Below are 22,680 nucleotides of genomic sequence, written 5' to 3'. Positions count from 1 at the left end.
TAATGCGCCGCTTTTTTGCTGCCGGGAGTGGTCTGCGTGACTCAAGAACAAGATGAATACTGGATGCGCCGGGCGCTTACGCTGGCGCAGCGCGCATGGGAGCAGGGCGAGGTGCCGGTCGGTGCGGTGCTGGTTCAGGGCGATCGGGTGATAGGCGAGGGCTGGAACCGGCCTATCGGGCAGCACGATCCCACCGCCCATGCGGAGATCATGGCCTTACGTCAGGGCGGGAAAGTGCTGGAGAATTATCGCCTGCTCAATACCACGCTTTACGTCACGCTGGAACCCTGCATTATGTGTGCGGGCGCGATGGTGCACAGTCGCATTGGCCGTCTGGTTTATGGCGCGCACGATGTAAAAACCGGCGCAGCCGGCTCACTGATTGATATTCTGGGACATCCGGGAATGAATCATCAGGTGGCGCTGCATCAGGGAGTGCTGGAAGAGGAGTGCGCGGCAATGCTGAGCGACTTTTTCCGCATGCGCCGCCAGCAACAAAAAGCGTTGCGTCAGGCGCAGCGCGAAAGTTAATTCATTGCCACCTCAGGCGTGACGGCAGGATAACCTTTGCCCAGCTCTGCCTCCAGGGCCGCCTGTTGGGCAATGCGTTTTTCCTGCTCCTGCAAATAGCCCACCAGGCTAATTTCATATTTGCGGATATTCTCCACGTAATTATAGGCTTCCTGCCCGCGTGCATAGCCATAGGTGGTTTGTGAGTAGTAGCGCTTCTGGCTCAACATGGGTAGCCGCAGTTTAACATCTGCCCAGCTGTCGGGATTTCCACCCTGTTTAGCCGTGAGCTTACGCACATCCAGCATATGCGCATAGCCCATGTTATAGGCCGCCAGGGCAAACCAGATACGCTCATCTTCCGGAATCGTTTGTGGCACCTTTTCCATCATGTTTTGCAGATACTCGCTGCCGCCACGGATGCTCTGCTCAGGATCGGTACGGTCACCTACGTCAACGCTGTCAGCGGTATTCCGCGTTAACATCATCATGCCGCGGACGCCGGTAGGCGACGTCGCCTGCGGATTCCAGTGCGACTCCTGATAGGAGATCGCCGCCAGCAGCCGCCAGTCGATATTTTTGGCGTACTTTTCAAACAGGGGTTTTATATCGGGCAGCACGTTATCAATGGAGCGCAGGAAGGTGCGGGTATCCACGTAGTCGAAGGTGCCGACGTGACCGAGATATTTCTCTTCAAGTCTTGCCATCGCCCCTTCTTCTCCCATGCTGTTAAAGAAATCCAGCATGGCGGCGTTCAGGCTGTCATCGCTTTCGTGCGGTAAATACCACGTTACCGGTTCTTCATCGGTGACGTCGAAAGCCACAGCCAGTTGGGGATGAATGCGCTGAAGCAGGGCAATCGTCACGGAATCGCCAATCGTATAATCCAGCTTGCCCTCAGCCACGGCTTCCAGCAGGGCTTTCGGACTTTGATCGGTCGAAATGGCCCAGTCGAGATCGGGATAGTGATTCGCCCGGGCGTTTTTAAGCGTCGACAGATAAGCCGATCCAGAGGCAACAACCAGCCGCCCCTTTAAGTCACCCAGGTTTTTTGGCCGCGGTTTGTCCACGCGATAGACCAGCTGCTGCGAAACGCTGTAGTAGCCCGGACCGATCTGATAACGCGACAAACGCTCATCGTTATAAATCAGACCTGCCGCCAGCAGATCCGCTTTGCCGTCGTCGAGCGCATCGAACAGATCGCTGAGGTTGGCGCGCACCGTTATATCAAGCTTAACGCCCAGATAATCGGCAAAACGCTTCGCCAGCTCGTAGTCCATCCCGGCCGGTGCTTTATTCACGGTGTAGTAAGTCAACGGCGAGTTTACGGTACTGACGCGTAGCACTCCCCGTGATTTAATCTGTGAAATCGTATCTTGTCCTCCCCCGTACCAGGGAATAGACGGCCACAGTGCCAGAGCCAGCAGCACGGTAAGCAGACCGATAACCAGATAATTAAATTTTAGGCGTTTCAAATAGTTATCTCTCGATGGCTCCAAGGCCTCTGTCTTTTAAGGCAGTATTGATCTTGTTTTAACTCCCAGAGCGAGGGGCATTTTGCGCAACAAACACCGGCAGAGCAACTTATAAAGCAATTTTTGCGCAAATTTCAGGCAAATCTTGATGGCCATAAATTTTGCGCAAACGGTTTCGTCGCGGAGTGGGTTTCTTTATAATACGCCCCGTTTTCCCCTGTTGCGCCCAATGAAGCGTCGCCCGGCGCTTCGAAGACGAGAGATCTTATGATGGAAATTCTGCGTGGTTCGCCCGCCCTGTCGGCATTTCGTGTAAACAAATTGCTGGCCCGCTTTCAGGACGCTCATCTGCCGGTGAGTGATATTTACGCTGAGTACGTCCATTTTGCCGATGTCAGCGCGCCGCTGAGTGAGGATGAAAAATCCCGTCTGCAGCGCCTGCTCAAGTACGGTCCTTCTCTCGCTGAACATGCGCCACAAGGGCGTTTAATTCTGGTCACGCCACGTCCTGGTACGATATCGCCGTGGTCATCAAAAGCCACAGACATTGCTCATAACTGCGATCTGTCGCAGGTGCGTCGTCTGGAACGAGGCATGGCCTTTTATGTCCAGGCACCTCAGCTTTCTGAAAGCCAATGGCAAACGCTCTCCGCACTGCTGCACGACCGCATGATGGAAACGGTTTACAGCGATTTCAGCGAGGCTGAGCAGCTGTTTGCTCACCATGAACCTCAGCCGGTCAAAAGCGTTGATGTGCTGGGTGAGGGCCGTCAGGCGCTGGTTCAGGCCAATATGACGCTCGGCCTGGCGCTGGCCGACGATGAAATTGACTACCTGCTGGCGGCCTTTACCCGGCTGGGACGCAATCCGAACGACATTGAACTTTATATGTTTGCCCAGGCGAACTCTGAGCACTGTCGCCACAAAATCTTTAATGCTGACTGGATCATCGACGGCGAAAAACAGCCTAAATCACTGTTTAAAATGATTAAGAACACCTTCGAGCAAACGCCGGATTATGTTCTGTCAGCCTATAAAGATAACGCGGCGGTAATGGAAGGCTCGGAGGTCGGTCGCTTCTTCGCGGACGCAGAAAAGGGTGAGTACGCCTATCACCAGGAAGCCGCGCACATTCTGATGAAGGTTGAAACGCACAACCACCCAACCGCGATTTCGCCCTGGCCTGGCGCGGCAACCGGCTCCGGCGGTGAAATTCGTGATGAAGGTGCCACGGGGCGCGGTGCCAAGCCGAAAGCGGGCCTGGTCGGGTTCTCGGTGTCGAACCTGCGCATCCCCGGCTTCGAACAGCCCTGGGAGGAGGATTTTGGCAAGCCAGCGCGCATCGTCAGCGCGCTGGATATTATGACCGAAGGCCCACTGGGCGGCGCAGCCTTTAACAACGAATTTGGTCGTCCGGCCTTAAACGGCTACTTCCGGACCTATGAAGAGCAGGTTAACAGCCACAACGGGACTGAACTGCGCGGCTACCACAAGCCCATTATGCTGGCTGGCGGCATCGGAAACATTCGTGCGGACCACGTTCAGAAAGGTGAAATCACCGTCGGGGCCAAACTGGTCGTGCTGGGCGGGCCGGCGATGAATATCGGCCTGGGCGGCGGTGCGGCATCATCCATGGCATCAGGCCAGTCCGATGCGGATCTCGACTTTGCATCGGTGCAGCGTGACAACCCTGAAATGGAGCGTCGCTGCCAGGAAGTGATCGACCGTTGCTGGCAACGGGGCGATGACAACCCGATTCTGTTTATCCACGATGTGGGCGCGGGCGGCCTGTCCAACGCCATGCCGGAACTGGTCAGCGACGGTGGACGCGGCGGTCGCTTCAACCTGCGCGACATCCTGAGTGATGAACCGGGAATGAGCCCGCTTGAAGTCTGGTGTAACGAATCACAAGAGCGCTATGTGATGGCCGTTGCCCCTGAAAAGCTGGCCGAGTTTGCTGCCATTTGTCAGCGCGAACGTGCGCCGTATGCGGTGATTGGTGAAGCCACTGAAGAGCAGCACCTGACCCTGAACGACAGCCACTTTGATAACAGCCCGATTGATATGCCGCTGGACGTCCTGCTGGGCAAAACCCCGAAAATGACGCGCGATGTGGTGAAACTGCAGGCGAAGGGCGATGCCCTGCAGCGCGAGGGCATTACGCTGACGGACGCGGTAAATCGTGTGCTGCACTTGCCAACCGTAGCGGAAAAAACCTTCCTGATCACCATCGGCGATCGCAGCGTAACCGGCATGGTGGCGCGCGATCAGATGGTGGGCCCCTGGCAGATCCCGGTTGCTAACTGCGCCGTTACGACGGCCAGCCTCGACAGCTATCATGGTGAGGCTTTTGCGCTGGGCGAGCGTGCGCCTGTCGCACTGCTGGACTTCGCCGCCTCGGCCCGCCTGGCGGTTGGTGAAGCGCTGACGAACCTGGCCGCGACGCCGGTCGGTTCGCTGAAGCGCGTGAAACTCTCGGCTAACTGGATGTCTGCAGCAGGCCATCCGGGGGAAGATGCGGGCCTGTATGACGCTGTAAAAGCCGTCGGTGAGGAACTGTGTCCGGCGCTCGGCATCACTATCCCGGTGGGTAAAGACTCCATGTCGATGAAAACCCGCTGGCAGGAAGGCACCGAACAGCGCGAAATGACCTCGCCGCTGTCGCTGGTGATCACGGCTTTTGCAAGGGTAGAAGACGTACGTCGCAATGTGACGCCACAGCTGGTCGCCGATCGGGACAACCTGCTGCTGTTAATCGACCTTGGCAACGGCGCTAACACCTTAGGCGCGACGGCGCTGGCTCAGGTTTATCGTCAACTGGGCGACAAGCCTGCTGATGTCCGTGATGCAACGCAGCTGGCTGGCTTCTTTAATGCCATTCAGGCCCTGGTCAGCCAGCAAAAACTGCTGGCTTACCATGACCGCTCAGACGGCGGCCTGCTGGTTACCCTGGCGGAAATGGCTTTCACCGGTCACTGTGGTATTGAGGTCGATATCGCGACGCTGGGCAGCGATGCACTGGCTGCGCTGTTCACCGAAGAGCTGGGAGCGGTAATTCAAATCAACGCGGCGGATCGCGAAGCCGTGGAACAGATTCTTGCTGAACATGGCCTGGCGCACTGCAGCCATGTGCTGGGCAGCGCACAGTCGGGCGATCGCTTTGTGATTCGCTCAGGCGACAGCGCGGTTTACAGCGAAAGCCGCACCACCTTGCGGACCTGGTGGGCAGAAACCACCTGGCAGATGCAGCGTCTGCGTGATAACCCGGCCTGTGCCGATCAGGAACATCAGGCAAAGCAGGATGACACCGATCCCGGACTGAACGTTAACCTGACCTTTAAGCCAGACGAAGACGTTGCAGCACCGATGATTGCGACGGGCGCGCGTCCACGCGTTGCCGTGCTGCGCGAGCAGGGCGTTAACTCGCATGTGGAAATGGCGGCCGCCTTTGATCGGGCAGGTTTTACGGCGGTTGACGTGCATATGAGTGACCTGCTGGCGGGCCGGATCGATCTGGAACCTTTCCAGGCGCTGGTGGCCTGTGGCGGTTTCTCCTACGGTGACGTATTGGGCGCGGGTGAAGGCTGGGCGAAATCCATTCTGTTTAACACGCGCGTACGCGATCAGTTCGAGTCGTTCTTCCATCGCCCACAAACGCTGGCGCTGGGCGTGTGTAACGGCTGCCAGATGATGTCTAACCTGCGTGAATTGATTCCGGGTAGTGAGCTGTGGCCGCGCTTTGTCCGTAACCAGTCTGAACGTTTTGAAGCACGCTTCAGCCTGGTTGAAGTGGCTGCCAGCCCGTCGTTACTGTTGGATGGCATGGCCGGTTCCCGTATGCCGATCGCCGTATCGCACGGCGAGGGCTTCGTGGAGGTGCGTGATGGCGCGCACCTTGCCGCACTGGAATCGAAAGGGCTGGTGGCGCTGCGTTATGTCGATAACACAGGCAAGGTGACGGAAGCCTATCCGGCAAACCCGAATGGCTCACCAAACGGTATTACTGCGGTGACCAATGAAAGTGGACGCGTCACAATTATGATGCCGCATCCAGAGCGTGTGTTCCGCACGGTCAGCAACTCATGGCACCCGGCTGAATGGGGTGAAGACAGCCCCTGGATGCGCATTTTCCGCAATGCACGGAAACAATTGGGTTAAGAACGGTGAAAAAAGACCGGGAGGCCTGAGTGCCTCCCTTTTTTATTCCCCACTTGTTGGCAAAAGGAGACATACGTCACCTTTTGTTGTCGCCGATTGGTGACATCTATCTTTATGATTTTTATAGATTGAAAGGGAAGGGCAAAATTGTGTTGGTATCTGGCGACACTTTTAGCGGACCAGACAGTCTGAAATAAGCAAAGTCAGCTAAATGGTTTTTCAAGATATTGATTATAAATGAATTTTAAAAACTGGCATGAACCTTGCTTTACTATGCCTGTTGCTCATTCATCTGTTTATGATTGCCACCCCACAGCGGGCAGAGCTCATAAAATCCGAATGACGCACCAAACGGAGCCTGTCGTCCACCCAACCGATAATCGTATGTTCTGCATCGTTATCAAGCATCGGACGCAACGTTGAGTTAGGCTCCACCCATTCTCGCGTACTGCTATGGCGGTGCGTCAACGGCAGGCCATCGCGCCTGCCGTTTTCTTTTCTGCCTCTTCCTTCTCTGGGCTGACTCCGCTAGCATCCGGTAAGCGTATCTTTAAGGAAGCCGTCGCGTGAAAAAATGGCGTTTATTTCCCGGGTCCCTGCGCCAGTTGGTGCTGATGGCCTTTTTGCTGGTGCTCCTGCCGCTGTTGGTGCTGGCCTGGCAGGCCTGGGAAAGTCTCTCAGCGTTAAGTAATCAGGCTGCCGACACTAACCGAAATACCTTTACTGACGTCAGGCGCAGCGAGGCGATGGCACGCACCGCTATCGAGTTGGAACGGAGTTATCGCCAGTACTGTGTGCTGGGCGATACGTCTCTGGCAAAGCTCTATCAGACGCAGCGTATCCGCTATGGTCAGATGCTCAGTTCCCATGCCGACAGCCTGCCCGATTTACCGGCGTTTAAAACGTTGCAGGCCATTTTGCCGCAGCTGGAAACCATGCAGTGCGATAATGGTAATCCTGTGACCGGTGCGTCACAGGCGCTGGAAAAATTTTCAGCGACAAACGTGCAACTGGTGCAGGATACGCGAGAAGTGGTGTTTGCACGTGGTCTGCAACTGCAACGTGAAATAGCCGATCGCGGTCAGTTTTTTGGCTGGCAGGCGCTTATCCTGTTTATTATCAGCCTGACGTTAACCCTGCTGTTTACCCGCATGATCATCGGCCCGGTAAAAAGCGTAGAGCGGATGATTAACCGACTTGGCGAAGGACGCGAACTGGGCAGCAGCATGGTGTTTCGCGGTCCGCGCGAGTTACGCTCTTTGGGGCAGCGTATTATCTGGTTAAGTGAACGCCTGGCCTGGCTGGAAACCCAGCGACATGAATTTTTACGTCATCTTTCACACGAACTTAAAACGCCGCTTGCCAGCCTGCGTGAAGGTACAGAGCTGCTGGCTGATGAGGTTGCGGGCATACTGAATCCTGAACAGAAAGAAATCGTCTCAATACTGGATAACAGCAGTCGCCACCTGCAACGCCTTATCGAACAGCTACTTGATTACAACCGCAAACTGGCTGATGGCCCGATTACCCTGGAAACGGTGGATCTGAATGACATCGTGTATGACGTTGTTAATGCGCATGCACTCTCAGCCCGAACCAAGCTTATGCATGTCAATATCGATCTTAAAGCCACAGATTGCCTGGCAGAACCTATGCTATTGATGAGCGTGATTGACAACCTCTACTCTAACGCCGTGAACTATGGCAATGAATCCGGTAACATTTGGCTGCACAGCCAGCGGCAGGGCGATCGGATAATCATCGATGTTGCTAACAGCGGTACGCCCATTCCCGAAAATGAGCAGGAGATGATTTTTGAACCTTTTTTCCAGGGCAGTCATCAGCGTAAAGGGCCGGTCAAAGGCAGCGGACTGGGGTTAAGCATCGCAAAGGATTGTCTGCGCCGCATGCACGGTAGCCTGCAACTGGTTACCCGTGACGACGCTGATGTTTGTTTTCGCATCGAACTGAACACCACAGCCGGGAAAGTCTGAAGCATGAAATTTTTCGCCGCCCTCATGATAAGCGCACTGAGCAGCATGATGCTCAGTGGGTGTGCCTCATCCCCGGTCACCACAACAGCCCAGCCCGCTTCGGGCAGCGTTGTGGTGCCCGAAGCACGGCTGGTCGACTATCTCACTATGCGCTGCGTCGATATCTGGCGTATTGAGAATAGCGCCGCCATGATGAATCCCCTTTACTGGATGCGCAGTATAGACTGTGCCGAACGACTTTCTCCCGCTGAAGCACGAGCGGAGGCCCACCGCTGGCCGGTGGACAGCTGGTCGCGCGCCTTTAAGCAGGGGGTATTAATGGCAAACGGCAATGTGACGCCACTGGAACGCCGCGACTACATCAACGTGCTTGATGGCTACAGCGAGCAGTTCCCCCCCAATATGCGTGCGTTAATTCAGCTCTGGCGCAGCAATCAGGTCGCCCAGCTTGAACTCAGCGCCATGCGGTCACGCTACGCCCATTTGCAACAGAGCAGCGATGCCCAGTCAGATTCGCTGCGTCAACAACAGATAAAACTACGTCAGCAGCTCAGTGATACCCAGCGCAAACTGGAGCGGTTAACCGATATTGAGCGCCAGCTTTCGTCGCGCAAAACCTCTGATATGCCTGACGGCAGTCACGGAACGGCACTGCCACAAGAGGAAGATCAGTAATGGTGAAACAAGCGGCCCACCTGCTTTTAGTGGATGATGATCCCAGCCTGCTCAAACTGTTAGGTATGCGCCTGACCAGTGAGGGATATCAGGTGACGACCGCGGCCAGTGGGCCCGATGCGCTTCGGCTGTTGCAGAAAGAGAAGATCGAGCTGGTCATCAGCGATCTGCGCATGGATGAAATGGACGGCCTGGCATTATTTGCTGAAATTCAAAAGCGTCACGCGGGTTTACCGGTCATCATTTTAACGGCGCATGGTTCAATCCCGGAAGCCGTAGCGGCAACGCAGCAGGGCGTGTTCAGCTTCCTGACCAAGCCCGTTGATCGCGATGCACTGTATAAGGCGATAGACGAAGCCCTGGCGCAGCGAGCGCCAGTCAGCGACGACCGCTGGCGTGAAGCAATAGTGACCCGTAGCCCGCAGATGCTGCGCTTACTTGAACAGGCACACATGGTTGCCCAGTCAGACGTCAGCGTGCTGATTAACGGGCAAAGCGGCACGGGTAAAGAAGTCCTGGCACAGGCTATCCATGCCGCCAGCCCGCGCGCGCAAAAGCCGTTTGTGGCCATTAACTGCGGTGCCTTACCAGAGCAGCTTCTGGAATCAGAGTTGTTCGGTCACGCCAAAGGCGCCTTTACCGGCGCGGTCAGCGCGCGTGACGGCCTGTTTAAAGCCGCGGAAGGTGGCACGCTGTTTCTGGACGAAATTGGCGATATGCCGCCTGCACTGCAGGTGAAGTTACTGCGCGTGCTGCAGGAGCGTAAAGTCCGGCCGCTGGGCAGCAATAATGATATCGATATTGATGTCCGGATTATCTCGGCCACGCACCAGGATCTGCCGAAAGCGATGGAAAAGAATGCGTTTCGCGAAGATCTCTTTTACCGCCTGAACGTGGTGAACCTGAAAATCCCCGCGCTGCATCAACGTACCGAAGATATCCCACTGCTGGCTAACCATTTGCTGCGTCAAACGGCAGAACGACATAAGCCGCAGATCCGCAGCTTCTCCGTCGATGCGATGAAGCGCCTGATGTCTGCCAGTTGGCCAGGTAACGTGCGTCAGTTGGTTAACGTTATTGAGCAGTGTGTCGCACTCAGCTCCTCGCCCGTTATCAGCGATGCGCTGGTAGAGCAGGCGCTGAGTGGCGAAAACAGCGCGCTACCGACCTTTGTTGAAGCACGGAATCAGTTCGAACTTAACTATCTGCGTAAGCTGTTACAGATGACCAAAGGGAATGTCACCAACGCCGCGCGTCTGGCTGGACGTAACCGTACCGAATTCTATAAGCTGCTGTCACGGCATGAACTGGACGCCAGCGACTTTAAAGAGTAATTTTTTGCCCCCATAGTCTGCGGCGCTGCCAGCGACATTTATACTTTAATAACCCTCTAACCATGGAGGGCTCGAGGAAAGGATCTGACATGAAAAAGATCGATGCAATTATTAAACCCTTCAAGCTCGATGACGTGCGTGAGGCACTTGCTGAAGTCGGCATTACCGGCATGACCGTGAGCGAAGTAAAAGGATTTGGTCGCCAGAAAGGCCATACGGAACTCTACCGTGGCGCAGAGTACATGGTGGACTTCCTGCCCAAGGTGAAAATCGAAATGGTTGTCGGAGATGATATCGTTGATACCTGCGTCGAAACCATCATGCGCACCGCACAAACCGGAAAAATCGGCGACGGTAAAATCTTTGTTTTCGATGTTGCCCGCGTAGTGCGCATCCGTACTGGCGAAGAAGACGAAGAAGCGATTTAATTCACTTTAGATGCAAAATCTTTAGCTGAAATCCCGGCGATGTTGGAAAAGTTTCATTCGTCGAGATCTCGCCCCGTCCTGATATGAGGGAGGGGCGAAAAGCTGTCTGTTTCACCACAAAGTGTTACCCCCGCCCGCGTTAACGCAGCACTGCACACCGAACGGCTGGCACCACTGCTTCAAGGGCGTCGTTCGCAGTCGCCGATTCATATCTCTTTATGTGGACCGAACCGCTCATAGTGAATTCTGTCCGCCGTAATGCCGACCGCATGCAACTGCTTAACGATAAATTGCATAAAGCCAAGTGGCCCGCAGAGATAAAAGTGGGTATTCACATCCCGCAGCCGCGCTGACAGGGTCGCCAAATCCATCATACCTTGCGCATCGTAGCGGCCTGCATCGGGTTCGTCCGGCTCGCGATACCAGATGTGCTGTGCAAAATCAGGAAGCAGGGCACCGGTGGTGGTCACTTCGTCTGCGAAGGCATGCTGTTTGCCATTTTCGGCGGCGTGAAGCCAGTTGACGGGCGCCAGATGCCGCTGTGCAGCCAGCGCGTGGAGCATTGCCAGCATTGGGGTTTGTCCAACGCCGGCGGAAATGAGCGTGACCGGCGTTGTCGGGCTCACCTGCAGGAAAAAATCGCCGTGCGGGGCGGCCAACTGCACTTCACTGCCGACTTCTGCATACTGATGTAGCCAGCCGGACAGGATTCCCTGCGGCGCCTGTTTCACCGCAATACGGTACATTTTCTCGTTGCTCCCTGTGGTTAGTGAGTACTGACGAATTTGATGATATTCACAACCTGCGGGCTGCAAGTGAAGCGTCAGATACTGACCGGGTTTAAAGGGGGCAACCGGACCCCCGTCCACAGGCGTAAAAGTAAAGCTTTTGATCACGGCACTCTGCTGCTCAATCGCGCTGATGCGAAACGGCCGCGTTCCGCGCCATCCGCCTTTTTGCTGCTCCGATGCCTGATAAATCGCTTCTTCGCGCTGGATAAACACATCCGCCAGTACGCCGTAAGCACGTCCCCATGCTGCCAGCACGTCATCACCGGGATTCAACAGTGTTTTGATGGTAGCAAGTAAATGCTCACCCACAATTGCATACTGCGCGGGCTGAATATTCAGGCTGGTATGTTTTTGCGCAATTTTTTCAACAGCCGGCAGTATTGCCGTCAGGTTTTCGAGGTTTGCGCCGTAGGCACATATCGCATTGAACAGGGCTTCACGCTGCCCGCCGTTACGTTGATTATTCATGTTAAAGACATTTTTTAGTTCAGGATGCTGAGCAAGCATGCGGTCATAGAAATGAGCAGTCAGATCGGGACCGCAGACGGCAAGGGCGGGAAGGGATGATTTCACGGTAGCAATAGTCTGAGCATCAAGCATGGCAACACCTCATTTAAAGTTGCATTTTAAATGCATCTTATGATCGTTTCTTTCATGCTGTAAATCTCATGCTGGGTTTTACTGGCAACAACTGGCCGGTTTTCGCGACAAAAGTGCAAAAAATATTTTACAGAGCGAAAAAATGATATTGGCAGGCAATCGTTGCAAAAAATCGATAAAAAGGCATGGCGTCTCGGTAGCCAAACGTTTGCGTAAAAAGAGGGAATTCACCCTACCTTACCCCGATAAAACGGTTTACACTGTCTGCCTTCGCCCTCAGGGGCGTAAATTGCCGATTTAAAGATAGCCAGTCAGGAGATGCGGATGTTAAAGCGTGAAATGAACATTGCCGATTATGATGCCGAGTTGTGGCAGGCGATGGAGCAAGAGAAAGTGCGTCAGGAAGAGCACATTGAACTGATTGCTTCTGAAAACTACACCAGCCCGCGTGTTATGCAGGCGCAAGGTTCTCAGCTCACTAACAAATATGCCGAAGGCTATCCGGGCAAGCGCTACTACGGTGGCTGCGAATACGTAGACATTGTTGAACAACTGGCTATCGACCGTGCTAAAGCCCTGTTTGGCGCTGACTATGCGAACGTGCAGCCTCATTCTGGTTCTCAGGCTAACTTTGCCGTTTTCACCGCGCTGCTGCAGCCCGGCGATACCATTCTGGGCATGAACCTGGCACACGGCGGTCACCTGACACACGGTTCACCGGTTAACCTGTCGGGCAAACTGTACAACGTTGTGCCTTACGGCATCGACGAAACCGGTAAAATTGACTATACCGAACTGGCCGAGCTGGCACAGACTCATAAGCCTAAAATGATCATCGGCGGTTTCTCGGCGTATTCCGGGATTTGCGACTGGGCTAAAATGCGTGAAATAGCTGACAGCGTTGGCGCATGGCTGTTTGTGGATATGGCGCACGTTGCCGGTCTGATTGCTGCGGATGTTTACCCTAACCCGGTTCCACATGCACATATCGTGACCTCCACGACGCACAAAACCCTGGCTGGTCCGCGCGGCGGTATCATCCTGGCGCAGGGCGGCGATGAAGAGCTGTACAAAAAGCTTAACTCAGCCGTCTTCCCTGGTGGACAGGGCGGCCCGCTGATGCACGTGATCGCCGGTAAAGCCGTGGCCTTCAAAGAAGCCATGGAGCCTGAGTTTAAAGCCTACCAGCAGCAGGTCGCCAAAAACGCTAAGGCAATGGTAGAAGTGCTGATCGCGCGTGGCTATAACATCGTATCAGGCGGCACCTATAACCACCTGTTCCTGATCGATCTCGTCAGCAAAAACATGACCGGTAAAGAAGCCGATGCCGCACTGGGCCGCGCGAATATCACCGTAAACAAAAACAGCGTGCCAAACGATCCGAAAAGCCCGTTTGTCACCTCTGGTGTTCGAATTGGTACGCCTGCCGTTACGCGCCGTGGCTTTAAAGAAGCAGACGTACGCGAACTGGCCGGTTGGATCGCGGATGTGTTAGACAACATCAACGATGAAGCCACCATTGAGCGTACCAAGCAGAAAGTACTGGATATCTGTGCGCGCCTGCCGGTTTACGCGTAATCCTTTCTGTTGAAAACACAGTCTGACAAGAGGATGGCCATGGCCATCCTTTTTTATTGCCTGCATAACCCGGCTCTGACAAAGTAACGACCACATATCATTGCCTGGACGCATCATTGCTGGAGGGAACATGGCAATCGGCTCCGCCAAGTGGCTTGGACTAAGCTACTTCACCTACTTTTTCTGCTACGGCATTTATCTTCCTTTCTGGGGCGTCTGGCTCAAAGGTGTGGGCCTGAATGCTGAACAAATTGGCCTGCTATTGGGGTGCGGCATGGTGGCGCGCTTTGTGGGCAGTTTATTCATCGCCTCTCAGGTTAAAAATCCCGGACAATTGATTACGGCATTACGCCTGCTGGCCCTGCTGACCTGCTTTATTGCGGCGGGCTATTGGGTTGGGCAGCAGTGGATGTGGCTGCTGTTAGTCATGACCGGTTTTAACCTGTTTTTCTCGCCGCTGGTTCCTTTAAGCGATGCACTGGCCGCCACCTGGACGCAGCAAATTGGCCTTGCCTACGGGCCCGTTCGCTTGTGGGGTTCGCTGGCGTTTGTGATCAGCTCAGCCCTGACCGGTATGCTGGTGAGCGCTTTCTCTTCTCAGGCGATCTTAATGCTGCTGTCGGTTGGGTTGGTCAGTATGCTGGCAGGAATGCTGCTTACCCCGCGTACCCATCCCCAGGGCAGCGAAAGGCAGGGCAGAGTGGGTGGAGGCTGGCAGGCCTGGCGCGATCTAATAAAGGAAAATGCGGTCTGGCGCTTTATGGTGTGCGTGACGTTATTACAGGGCGCACATGCGGCTTATTATGGCTTCAGCGCCATCTGGTGGCAGGAGAGCGGTTATTCTGCATCGGTGGTGGGTTATCTGTGGTCGCTGGGCGTGGTAGCGGAAATCGTGGTGTTTGCCTTAAGCCATCGACTGTTTCACCGCTGGCGCGCACGGGATCTGCTGTTGCTGTCAGGCATCTGTGCGCTGCTTCGCTGGGGACTGCTCGGTGCCAGCACCGCGTTGCCGCTTCTGATTGTGGGGCAACTACTCCACTGCGGTAGCTTTACGGTATGTCATCTGGCCGCAATGCGCTTTATCGCTTCACGGCAGGGGGCGGATGTGATCCGTTTGCAGTCGCTCTATTCGGCGCTGGCAATGGGCGGCGGAATTGCCGTCATGACCATGATTTGCGGCGTACTCTTTACTCACCTGCACGGTCATCTCTTCTGGGTGATGGCGCTGGTGGCACTGCCCGCACTGTTCCTGCGGCCGCGTCAGGATTCCAGCAAATAGCGAATGCGTTGCTGATGGTATTCAGTCAGCGGCAGTTCGGCGTGGATAAGTGGGGGAGAGAAAAGGGGCAGCGAGGTGACATAAGGCGAAATAATGACATCGACTTCGCGCGGTGCGCCGTCGCGCTGGAAATCTTCAACGCGCTGATAGGTGATGTTAACAGGCAGCAAGGTGATCTCGCGGATTTGCTGCTCGACATCCTGTTCCAGTTCGGGATCGTCACCGGTAAGCAGCAGCACCTGTTTTTCCTGCAATGCGCTGCTTTGCATCAGCCACGCACCGAAAATCACCGTCACCAGGCTGACCTCTTCCGACGCGAACTGAACCTGAAATGTCTGCTCGAAAGCGTCCAGTGCCTGCTGTGTGGTGCGCAGCAGGCGCGGATAAAGCCTGGTTACGTCTTGTGCCACACTGTCATCAATAGCCATTGTAAAGTAGGTGCGATCCAGCGCCTGTGCCAGGTGGGTATATAACTGCTGCTGGAGTTCGGTGCGGTCATGAAAAGTGGTGCCGGCGACGTGCTCAAAATCATCAATGAGCCGCTGTGTGGCGCGCATCAGTCGCTGCTCGCTGGGATGGTCGACAAGGCTGGCGTCCGGAAAATGGATCAGGCTAAATAACAGCGTCCAGAAATCCGTTTCGCTGGCGTCCGGCGTCAGATGACAGCGCTTTTGCCAGTGATGAATAACATCTTTTGCGGCCTGACGTTCTGCTTTCGCTGACAGCCATGCCTGTTGCTGCGCCGTAAAGATCGCAGGCTGGCGCTGGCACAGGCCGTATTTCATAAATATTTGTAAAAAGAGTTGATCGCGCGTGCTGAACGGGCGATTAAGGCACAGGCTGCAGTGCTGGATCAGCGCCTGTAAATTGGTTTCATCGTACAGCGCTTTTTCAATTTTCATCTGCTTCAGACGCAGGCGTAAGGGCGCGGCAAAATGCTCGCAGACAAAGGCCTGCGACAGTCGCAGGCTGCGTCGCAAATTATGGATTAAGCAAATGCGTCGATCCAGCTCTGTACCATGAATGCGCAGGCTGCCATCCACCATCTGATGGAGTTCCAGTCGATGATAGCGCTGTATCTCATCACCCACTTCCGCGATGTCCTGTCTCGCGGTGGCGATGTCCACTCCGTTTAGCAGGCTTAATCTTTTAAGCGTCAGTGCGGGAGCGGGCAGAAACAGCAGTAACAACAGATGACAGCGACGCTGTGAACCGGTGAAGAGTGGTGCTGAAGATGTAGCAGAACTCATCAATCATTATTCCAGCAGGCTATTTTTAGCTAAGAATAGTCAACCTCCTGAACCCTTGAACGGTTTACCCGTTTTTTTGTTCAGAGGTTTAAGGCGGGTCACAAAATTTTGTTACTTAAGAAACCTTTTCATCAGGAACGTTACTTTATAACATTATGAGACGCATGTTTTTTGCACTATTTACCCTGGTCAGTTCGTCAGCGCTGGCACATCCACACAGCTTTATCGATATGAAAACCGAGCTGGTCACGAAGGACGATCGTTTTACCGGCCTGAAAATGACGTGGACCATGGATGAGATTACCTCCGCCGACCTGCTGTATGACGCTAGCGATGCCAAACCGGGAACGGTGGTATGGAAGAAACTGGCGGCGGGTGTGATGGCGAACGTGCTCGGGCAACATTACTTTTCCGAAATCTGGCATAACAAGCAGCGGGTGAAGTTCTTGAATTTACCAACGGAATACAATCTGTCGCGCAGCGGCAACAAGGCGGTACTGGAATTTGTTCTGCCGCTGGCCGAGCCGCCTTTACTCAAAAATGAACGCTTTGAGATTTTAACCTTCGATCCGACCTACTTCGTGGATATGTTCTACGACAAACCTGAGGCGTTAACTGTACCGCAAGCTTTACAGTCACGCTGTGCATTCACCTTACATACGCCCAAACCGGATGACTCTTTGAAACAGTATGCGCTCTCGCTCGACAAGGCAGATGCGCCGCCTGAGGATATGGATCTGGGAAGGCAGTTTGCACAAACGGTGATACTGACATGTCACTGACGCTCACGACCCAAGCCAAAAAACGGCTGTGGCCGCTGGCACTGTTTACGGCAGGGTTGGTTACTCTGGGCGCGGCCATCTGGCTGCACTGGCCCCAGATACTTCTGCAAAGCGTGCTCTGGCAAAAAGTGCTGCATCGCCAGATGACTCAGCTCCTGCAGCAGGTTGCCGAGCAGCCTCACCATGCCGGACTGTCGTTACTGGCATTCAGCCTGATCTATGGTGTCCTGCATGCCTTAGGGCCAGGTCACGGTAAAGTCGTGATCACGACCTTTCTGGCAACGCATCCGGCAAAACTGAAAACCAGCATGAAACTCACGCTACTGGCCTCGTTGCTACAGGGCTCAGTGGCTATCATCCTGGTCACGCTGATGCTGGTGGTGCTGAAAACCTCATCGCGGCAGCTGCACCTCAGCAGTTTCTGGCTGGAGAAGAGCAGTTATGTGTTGGTTATTGCCTTAGGTATCTGGATAGGCTACCGGGCGATAAAGGCGCTTTGGCTGCTGTTGCGTCCTCAGCCGACAATGAGGATTCATGCGCTGCGCCCTCATCATCAGCATGATGAACACTGTGGCTGTGGCCATGCGCATTTGCCCAGCGCACAGCAAATGGCGGGCGCCGTTAATGGCAAAACGCAGCTGTTGGTGGTGATCTCCATGGGGCTGCGTCCCTGTTCAGGCGCGATCATGATGCTGCTGTTTTCTAAAGTGATTGGCGTGTATCTGTGGGGCGTCCTTTCTGCCGCCGTTATGGCGGTGGGGACCGCCCTGACCATTTCTGCCATTGGCTTACTGGTGCAGCGTTCCCGCGCGCTGGCGCAACGTCTTGGCGCGGACAGCCAGGTGGGTAAAGGTGCGCGCAGCCTGTTGCCTGTGCTGGCGTTAGTGGGCAGCCTGACGTTGATTGTTGTGGGCTGTGCGCTCTGGCAGTCTGCTCAGCCTGGTTTTACCGGCGGTATCCGACCCTTTTAATTTCTGCGGCGGCGGAAGATATTCCCCGCTGCCGGGATCCTCGCATTTTCGCTTCGCAACTATTTTTATTTTCTCTTGCACGTTGAGTGGTGAAAATAGTTTTCACTGACTACGCTGTTTATAGTTATTGCGAACCCCTGTCTGGGAATGAAAAAAACGACACTCACCTGCTATGTGTTGCGAGGGAAATATCTCATGGCTGATACCCGTATTAATAATGGCTACAACGATCCGCTCGTCACCGGAGCGGCAGGCTTACCCCTTAAACGCATTTCCTGGAGTGCCGTTTTTGCCGGTGTAATTTGTGCTTTGATTATTCACATATTATTAACCTTGCTGGGTACGGCAATTGGTGCTACCACCATTGACCCTTTGCAGGAAGATAATCCATTTAAACATCTTGGAACGGGTGCCCTGGTCTGGACGGCCATTGAAATGCTGATCGCTATTGCCGCCGGTAGCTACGTCGCCGGTCGCCTGGCGCAGCGTGAAGGCGCACTGCACGGCTTGCTGATGTTTGGTATTAGTACCGTCTTAACTATTTACCTGGCCGTGAGCCTTGCCAGTAGCGTATTAGGCGGCGCCATGAATATTCTTGGTACGGGTTTCCAGGCAGTAGGAAGTGGTATTTCAGCCGCTGCGCCATCGGTTACCCAAATGGCTAAAGAAAAACTGCAGCAAAATAATATTAATTTAGACAATATGCAGCAAGAACTGGAAACGACGCTGCGTCAAACGGGTAAGCCTGAATTACAACCGGAAAATCTGAAGCAGGATGCGAATAATGAAGCGCAGAATGCCGAAAATCAGGCAAATAACACGGCTAATCATCCACAAACGGCAGACACAGATTTAGCAAACTGGTTTAAAGGCGTTATTGCTCGTCATTCAGATACTTTACAGGCCGCCGATCGTGATGCTTTAAAAAATATTATTAAAGCGCGGACCGGAAAAAGCGATCAGGAAGCTGAACAGATCGTCAATCAGGCAGAACAAAGCTATCAACAGGCTATGCAGAAATATCAGGAACTGAAAAAACAGGCAGAGCAGAAAGCGCGTGAAGCCGGCGAGCAGGCGGCGAAAGCAACCGCGAAAGCCAGCTGGTATGCTTTCTTTATCCTGATTATTGAAGCGGTACTGGCAGGCGTGATGGGAATGGTAGGACGTCGTACTCAGCCACGTCAGGTGTTAACGCACGAACGTCGTTAATCCCAAGGCAATAAGAAAGGCGGCACGTTATCGTGCCGCCTTTTCTTTTAGCGCTTCAGCGCTTCGCTCAGCTCTTCGCGCATCGCCGATAACAGCGATTTCACCACGCGAGGGTTACCGGCAACGATGTTGCCTGAATGCAGGTAGCCGTGGTTGCCGGTGAAGTCAGTGACCAGTCCGCCCGCTTCGCGCACCAGCAGTTCACCCGCCGCGAAATCCCACGGTTTCAAACCAATTTCAAAGTAGCCATCAACGCGGCCTGCGGCGACGTACGCCAGATCCAGCGCAGCGGAGCCGGTGCGACGGAAATCGGCACACTGCGTAAACAGCTTGGTCATGATGTTCATATAAGCTGGGGCGTGCTGTTTGAGCTTGAAGGGGAAACCGGTGGCAAGAATGGTGCCATCCAGATCGCGAGCGATACTGCCGCGCAGGCGGTAACCATTCAGCTGCGTGCCCTGTCCGCGTACGGCGCTGAACAGTTCATTACGCATAGGATCGTAAACGACAGCCACTTCTGTACGGCCTTTAATACGAACGGCAATAGAAACAGAGAAGTGGGGCAGGCGTTTAATAAAGTTGGTGGTGCCATCCAGCGGATCGATTACCCATTGAATATCCTGATCTTCGCCCTCAAGCTCACCGCTTTCTTCAGTGATGATGGTATGTTTTGGGTAAGATTTACGAATGACTTCGATAATCAGGCGTTCTGCGTCGCGGTCAACATTCGTTACGAAGTCGTTGCTGCCTTTCTGGCTGGCCTCGACAGCGTCCGGGGTTTCATAATTCTTGGCAATTAAATTTCCGGCCTTGCGCGCTGCGCGCACGGCAATGTTGAGCATTGGATGCATCGGTATCTCTCGCTGGATGTTAAAGAACGGGGAAAACGGCGCGGAGTATAGCAGGGTGTTCGGTAAATGTCCTGCTTTATGTTAGAGTACGCGTCATCATTTTCTGACCGATCCCAACTCTTATGCTGCAAAATATTCGTATCGTGCTGGTGGAAACTTCTCATACCGGCAACATGGGCTCCGTAGCGCGCGCCATGAAAACCATGGGGTTAACTAACCTCTATCTGGTGAATCCACTGGTGAAGCCAGATTCCCAGGCTATCTCTCTGGCAGCGGGTGCCAGTGATGTTATCGGTGAGGCAAAGATTGTTGACTCTCTGGATGAAGCCATTGCCGGGTGCAGCCTGGTGGTCGGCACCAGCGCCCGCTCGCGATCTCTGCCGTGGCCGATGCTGGACGCCCGGGAATGCGGCGTGAAAAGTATTGAAGAAGGGCAGCAGGCGCCTGTCGCGCTGGTGTTTGGCCGTGAACGCGTCGGACTGACAAACGACGAATTGCAAAAGTGTCACTACCACGTGGCCATTCAGGCGAATCCGGAATACAGCTCGCTGAATCTCGCGATGGCCGTGCAGATCATTGCTTATGAAGTGCGTATGGCCTGGCTTCAGGCGCAAGAGAACCAAACCCCAAAACCGCAGTACGACGCTTCCCCTTATCCGCTGGTGGACGATCTGGAACGCTTCTATCAGCACATGGAAAACATGATGCTGGAAAGCGGGTTTATCCGTGAAGCCAACCCGGGCCAGGTCATGAGCAAACTGCGTCGTCTGTATACGCGCGCCCGTCCTGAACGCGATGAGCTCAATATTTTGCGCGGTATGCTCTCGTCTTTCGAGAAGCGAAAAGGAACCAGAACGGACGGCGAATAATAGTTGAGTAAATTACCAGGTTAAATACTTGAGTAATTTACTTGGTTAAATAGTTGACCAAATTACTCAGGAATGTCAGACTTGCTGCCATCTTCGCTAATCCTCCGATAACCGGACGCTATTGAGGTTGTATGCTATGAGACTGACATCCAAAGGACGTTATGCTGTTACCGCCATGCTGGACGTTGCCCTTCACTCTCACCAGGGCCCGGTTCCACTGGCAGATATCTCTGAACGCCAGGGCATTTCGCTCTCCTATCTGGAGCAGTTATTCTCGCGTTTACGCAAGCATGGCCTGGTAGCAAGCGTCCGCGGGCCGGGCGGCGGTTATCTGCTAGGTAAAGAAGCCAATGCGATTGCGGTGGGAGAAGTGATCACGGCGGTAGATGAGTCCGTGGACGCCACCAAGTGTCAGGGCAAAGAAGGCTGCCAGGGCGGCGAACGCTGCCTGACTCACGTCCTGTGGCGCGATCTGAGTGTGCGCATTAGTGAGTTCCTGAACAACATTACGCTGGCTGAGCTGGTGAATAATCAGGAAATCCTGGACGTGGCCGACCGTCAGAACGCCAATGACAACCGCCGTTTCCAGAACTCCCGTTCTCAGGAAATCAACGTGAACCTTCGCGCCTCGTAATCCTCCTCTTCTCCGGCCCTTACTGCTAACGCGGTAGGGGCTGAATCTGCTATAAATACGTATGATTTTCTATACGGAGCTGTAGCGCAATGAAATTACCGATTTACCTGGATTACGCCGCTACCACGCCGGCCGATCCGCGTGTGGCCAGCAAAATGATGCAATTCCTGACGCTGGATGGCACGTTTGGTAACCCGGCCTCTCGTTCACATCGTTTTGGCTGGCAGGCCGAAGAAGCGGTAGACGTTGCGCGTAATCAGGTGGCAGAGCTGGTGAATGCTGACCCGCGTGAAATCGTGTTTACCTCCGGTGCCACCGAATCCGACAACCTCGCCATTAAAGGCGCAGCCCAGTTTAATCAGGCGCGCGGCAAGCACATCGTTACCAGCGTAACCGAACATAAAGCGGTGATTGATACCTGCCTGCAACTTGAACGTGAAGGCTTCGACATTACCTGGCTGACGCCCGCCGCCAATGGTCTGATCGCGATTGAGGATTTGCGTGCTGCACTGCGCGATGACACCGTTCTGGTGTCGATCATGCACGTGAACAATGAAATTGGCGTGATTCAGGATATCGCCGCGATGGGCGCGCTCTGCCGCGAACGTGGCATCCTGTTCCATGTTGATGCCACACAGAGCGTAGGTAAGCTCGCTGTCGATCTTAGTGAACTCCCTGTCGATCTGATGTCCTTTTCCGCCCATAAAGTGTATGGCCCCAAAGGGATCGGCGCGCTGTATGTGCGCCGTAAGCCGCGCGTTCAGATCGATGCACAAATCCATGGTGGCGGCCATGAACGCAATATGCGCTCGGGCACCTTACCTGTGCACCAGATCGTGGGGATGGGTGAAGCCTATCGCATTGCCCGTGAAGTCCGCGAAGAAGAGATGGCCCGCTTGTCTGCCCTTCGGGATCGGCTGTGGCAGGGGCTGCGCCAGACCGGCGGCGTCAGCGTAAATGGCGATTTGCAGCACAGCTGTCCCAACATTCTCAACGTAAGTTTCACTGACGTTGAAGGTGAGTCATTGATCATGGCGTTAAAAGATCTTGCGCTGTCGTCTGGATCGGCCTGTACTTCTGCCAGTCTTGAACCCTCCTATGTCCTGCGTGCGCTTGGCCTGAACGAAGAGCTGGCACACAGCTCGCTTCGCTTCTCGCTGGGCCGTTTTACCACGGAAGACGAGATCGATTATGCCATCGCGCTGGTGCAGAAGTCCGTTACGCGCCTGCGTGAACTCATGAAGTCATGATGCATTTGCCAGCCGAGGCTGACAAACTGTGCGCCGACAACA

General features: G+C 54.4%; 18 protein-coding genes. 14 read left to right on the top strand and 4 right to left on the bottom strand.

What is annotated here, in order from left to right; all coding sequences use genetic code 11:
* Positions 1 to 36: 36 nt before the first annotated feature.
* The gene (gene tadA, locus EL29_RS12635) at positions 37 to 531 is read left to right on the top strand and encodes a tRNA adenosine(34) deaminase TadA (RefSeq protein WP_014605260.1); all 495 of its coding nucleotides are present in this window, start codon (positions 37 to 39) and stop codon (positions 529 to 531) included.
* Here the strand turns inward: tadA and mltF are convergent.
* On the bottom strand, positions 528 to 1,985 hold the full coding sequence (gene mltF, locus EL29_RS12630; protein ID WP_014605261.1) for a membrane-bound lytic murein transglycosylase MltF: 1,458 nt from the start codon (positions 1,983 to 1,985) through the stop codon (positions 528 to 530). The genes tadA and mltF overlap by 4 nt on opposite strands.
* A gap of 267 nt (positions 1,986 to 2,252) precedes the next feature.
* Between mltF and purL the strand changes: the two genes are divergently transcribed.
* The 5 genes from purL to glnB all read left to right on the top strand — a co-directional run bounded on the left by purL (position 2,253) and on the right by glnB (position 10,574).
* Positions 2,253 to 6,143 carry a phosphoribosylformylglycinamidine synthase gene (purL, locus tag EL29_RS12625; RefSeq protein ID WP_028715475.1) on the top strand — a complete coding sequence of 1,297 codons (3,891 nt, stop codon included), beginning with the start codon at positions 2,253 to 2,255 and terminating at the stop codon, positions 6,141 to 6,143.
* 566 nt (positions 6,144 to 6,709) lie between these two features.
* Positions 6,710 to 8,137 carry a sensor histidine kinase gene (locus tag EL29_RS12620; RefSeq protein WP_014605263.1) on the top strand — a complete coding sequence of 476 codons (1,428 nt, stop codon included), beginning with the start codon at positions 6,710 to 6,712 and terminating at the stop codon, positions 8,135 to 8,137.
* Between the two features lie 3 nt (positions 8,138 to 8,140).
* Positions 8,141 to 8,812 carry a two-component system QseEF-associated lipoprotein QseG gene (gene qseG, locus EL29_RS12615; RefSeq protein WP_014605264.1) on the top strand — a complete coding sequence of 224 codons (672 nt, stop codon included), beginning with the start codon at positions 8,141 to 8,143 and terminating at the stop codon, positions 8,810 to 8,812.
* Entirely contained in the window at positions 8,812 to 10,146 is a 1,335-nt protein-coding gene (glrR, locus tag EL29_RS12610; protein ID WP_028715474.1) for a two-component system response regulator GlrR, read from the top strand. The genes qseG and glrR overlap by 1 nt, the downstream gene beginning before the upstream one ends.
* Before the next feature lie 89 nt (positions 10,147 to 10,235).
* The gene (gene glnB / locus EL29_RS12605) at positions 10,236 to 10,574 is read left to right on the top strand and encodes a nitrogen regulatory protein P-II (protein ID WP_003848647.1); all 339 of its coding nucleotides are present in this window, start codon (positions 10,236 to 10,238) and stop codon (positions 10,572 to 10,574) included.
* 206 nt (positions 10,575 to 10,780) lie between these two features.
* Here the strand turns inward: glnB and hmpA are convergent, their stop codons facing one another.
* Positions 10,781 to 11,965: an NO-inducible flavohemoprotein gene (gene hmpA / locus EL29_RS12600; protein ID WP_028715473.1), complete on the bottom strand. Its 1,185-nt coding sequence runs from the start codon at positions 11,963 to 11,965 to the stop codon at positions 10,781 to 10,783.
* Positions 11,966 to 12,289: 324 nt separating this feature from the next.
* Between hmpA and glyA the strand changes: the two genes are divergently transcribed.
* A complete protein-coding gene (gene glyA / locus EL29_RS12595) occupies positions 12,290 to 13,543 on the top strand; it encodes a serine hydroxymethyltransferase (protein WP_015699732.1) in 1,254 nt (417 codons plus the stop codon).
* Positions 13,544 to 13,673: 130 nt separating this feature from the next.
* A complete protein-coding gene (locus EL29_RS12590) occupies positions 13,674 to 14,822 on the top strand; it encodes a 3-phenylpropionate MFS transporter (RefSeq protein WP_019106084.1) in 1,149 nt (382 codons plus the stop codon).
* Here the strand turns inward: EL29_RS12590 and csiE are convergent.
* Positions 14,804 to 16,072: a stationary phase inducible protein CsiE gene (gene csiE, locus EL29_RS12585; protein ID WP_028715472.1), complete on the bottom strand. Its 1,269-nt coding sequence runs from the start codon at positions 16,070 to 16,072 to the stop codon at positions 14,804 to 14,806. The genes EL29_RS12590 and csiE overlap by 19 nt on opposite strands.
* Positions 16,073 to 16,227: 155 nt before the next feature.
* Here csiE and EL29_RS12580 point away from each other — a divergent pair, with 155 nt between their 5' ends.
* The 3 genes from EL29_RS12580 to EL29_RS12570 all read left to right on the top strand — a co-directional run bounded on the left by EL29_RS12580 (position 16,228) and on the right by EL29_RS12570 (position 19,034).
* On the top strand, positions 16,228 to 16,854 hold the full coding sequence (locus EL29_RS12580; RefSeq protein WP_013026749.1) for a DUF1007 family protein: 627 nt from the start codon (positions 16,228 to 16,230) through the stop codon (positions 16,852 to 16,854).
* Positions 16,845 to 17,825 carry a nickel/cobalt transporter gene (locus EL29_RS12575; RefSeq protein WP_013026748.1) on the top strand — a complete coding sequence of 327 codons (981 nt, stop codon included), beginning with the start codon at positions 16,845 to 16,847 and terminating at the stop codon, positions 17,823 to 17,825. Before EL29_RS12580 ends, EL29_RS12575 begins: the two co-directional genes overlap by 10 nt.
* Before the next feature lie 195 nt (positions 17,826 to 18,020).
* Positions 18,021 to 19,034, top strand: a complete 1,014-nt coding sequence (locus EL29_RS12570) for a YrzE family protein (RefSeq protein WP_014605268.1) — start codon at positions 18,021 to 18,023, stop codon at positions 19,032 to 19,034.
* Positions 19,035 to 19,081: 47 nt separating this feature from the next.
* Here EL29_RS12570 and suhB read toward each other — a convergent pair whose 3' ends face one another.
* On the bottom strand, positions 19,082 to 19,885 hold the full coding sequence (gene suhB / locus EL29_RS12565; protein ID WP_013026746.1) for an inositol-1-monophosphatase: 804 nt from the start codon (positions 19,883 to 19,885) through the stop codon (positions 19,082 to 19,084).
* A 122-nt stretch (positions 19,886 to 20,007) separates the two neighbouring features.
* Between suhB and trmJ the strand changes: the two genes are divergently transcribed.
* The 3 genes from trmJ (at position 20,008) to EL29_RS12550 (ending at position 22,638) form a co-directional block, all read left to right on the top strand.
* Positions 20,008 to 20,754: a tRNA (cytosine(32)/uridine(32)-2'-O)-methyltransferase TrmJ gene (gene trmJ, locus EL29_RS12560; protein ID WP_013026745.1), complete on the top strand. Its 747-nt coding sequence runs from the start codon at positions 20,008 to 20,010 to the stop codon at positions 20,752 to 20,754.
* 136 nt (positions 20,755 to 20,890) lie between these two features.
* On the top strand, positions 20,891 to 21,388 hold the full coding sequence (gene iscR, locus EL29_RS12555) for a Fe-S cluster assembly transcriptional regulator IscR (RefSeq protein ID WP_014594322.1): 498 nt from the start codon (positions 20,891 to 20,893) through the stop codon (positions 21,386 to 21,388).
* Between the two features lie 89 nt (positions 21,389 to 21,477).
* Positions 21,478 to 22,638 carry an IscS subfamily cysteine desulfurase gene (locus EL29_RS12550; protein ID WP_015699735.1) on the top strand — a complete coding sequence of 387 codons (1,161 nt, stop codon included), beginning with the start codon at positions 21,478 to 21,480 and terminating at the stop codon, positions 22,636 to 22,638.
* The last annotated feature ends 42 nt before the right edge of the window (positions 22,639 to 22,680 follow it).

It is taken from the genome of Pantoea ananatis LMG 2665, from assembly GCF_000710035.2.
GTDB classification, from domain to species: Bacteria; Pseudomonadota; Gammaproteobacteria; order Enterobacterales; family Enterobacteriaceae; genus Pantoea; species Pantoea ananatis.
This window is presented reverse-complemented; position numbering and strand designations above follow the sequence as displayed.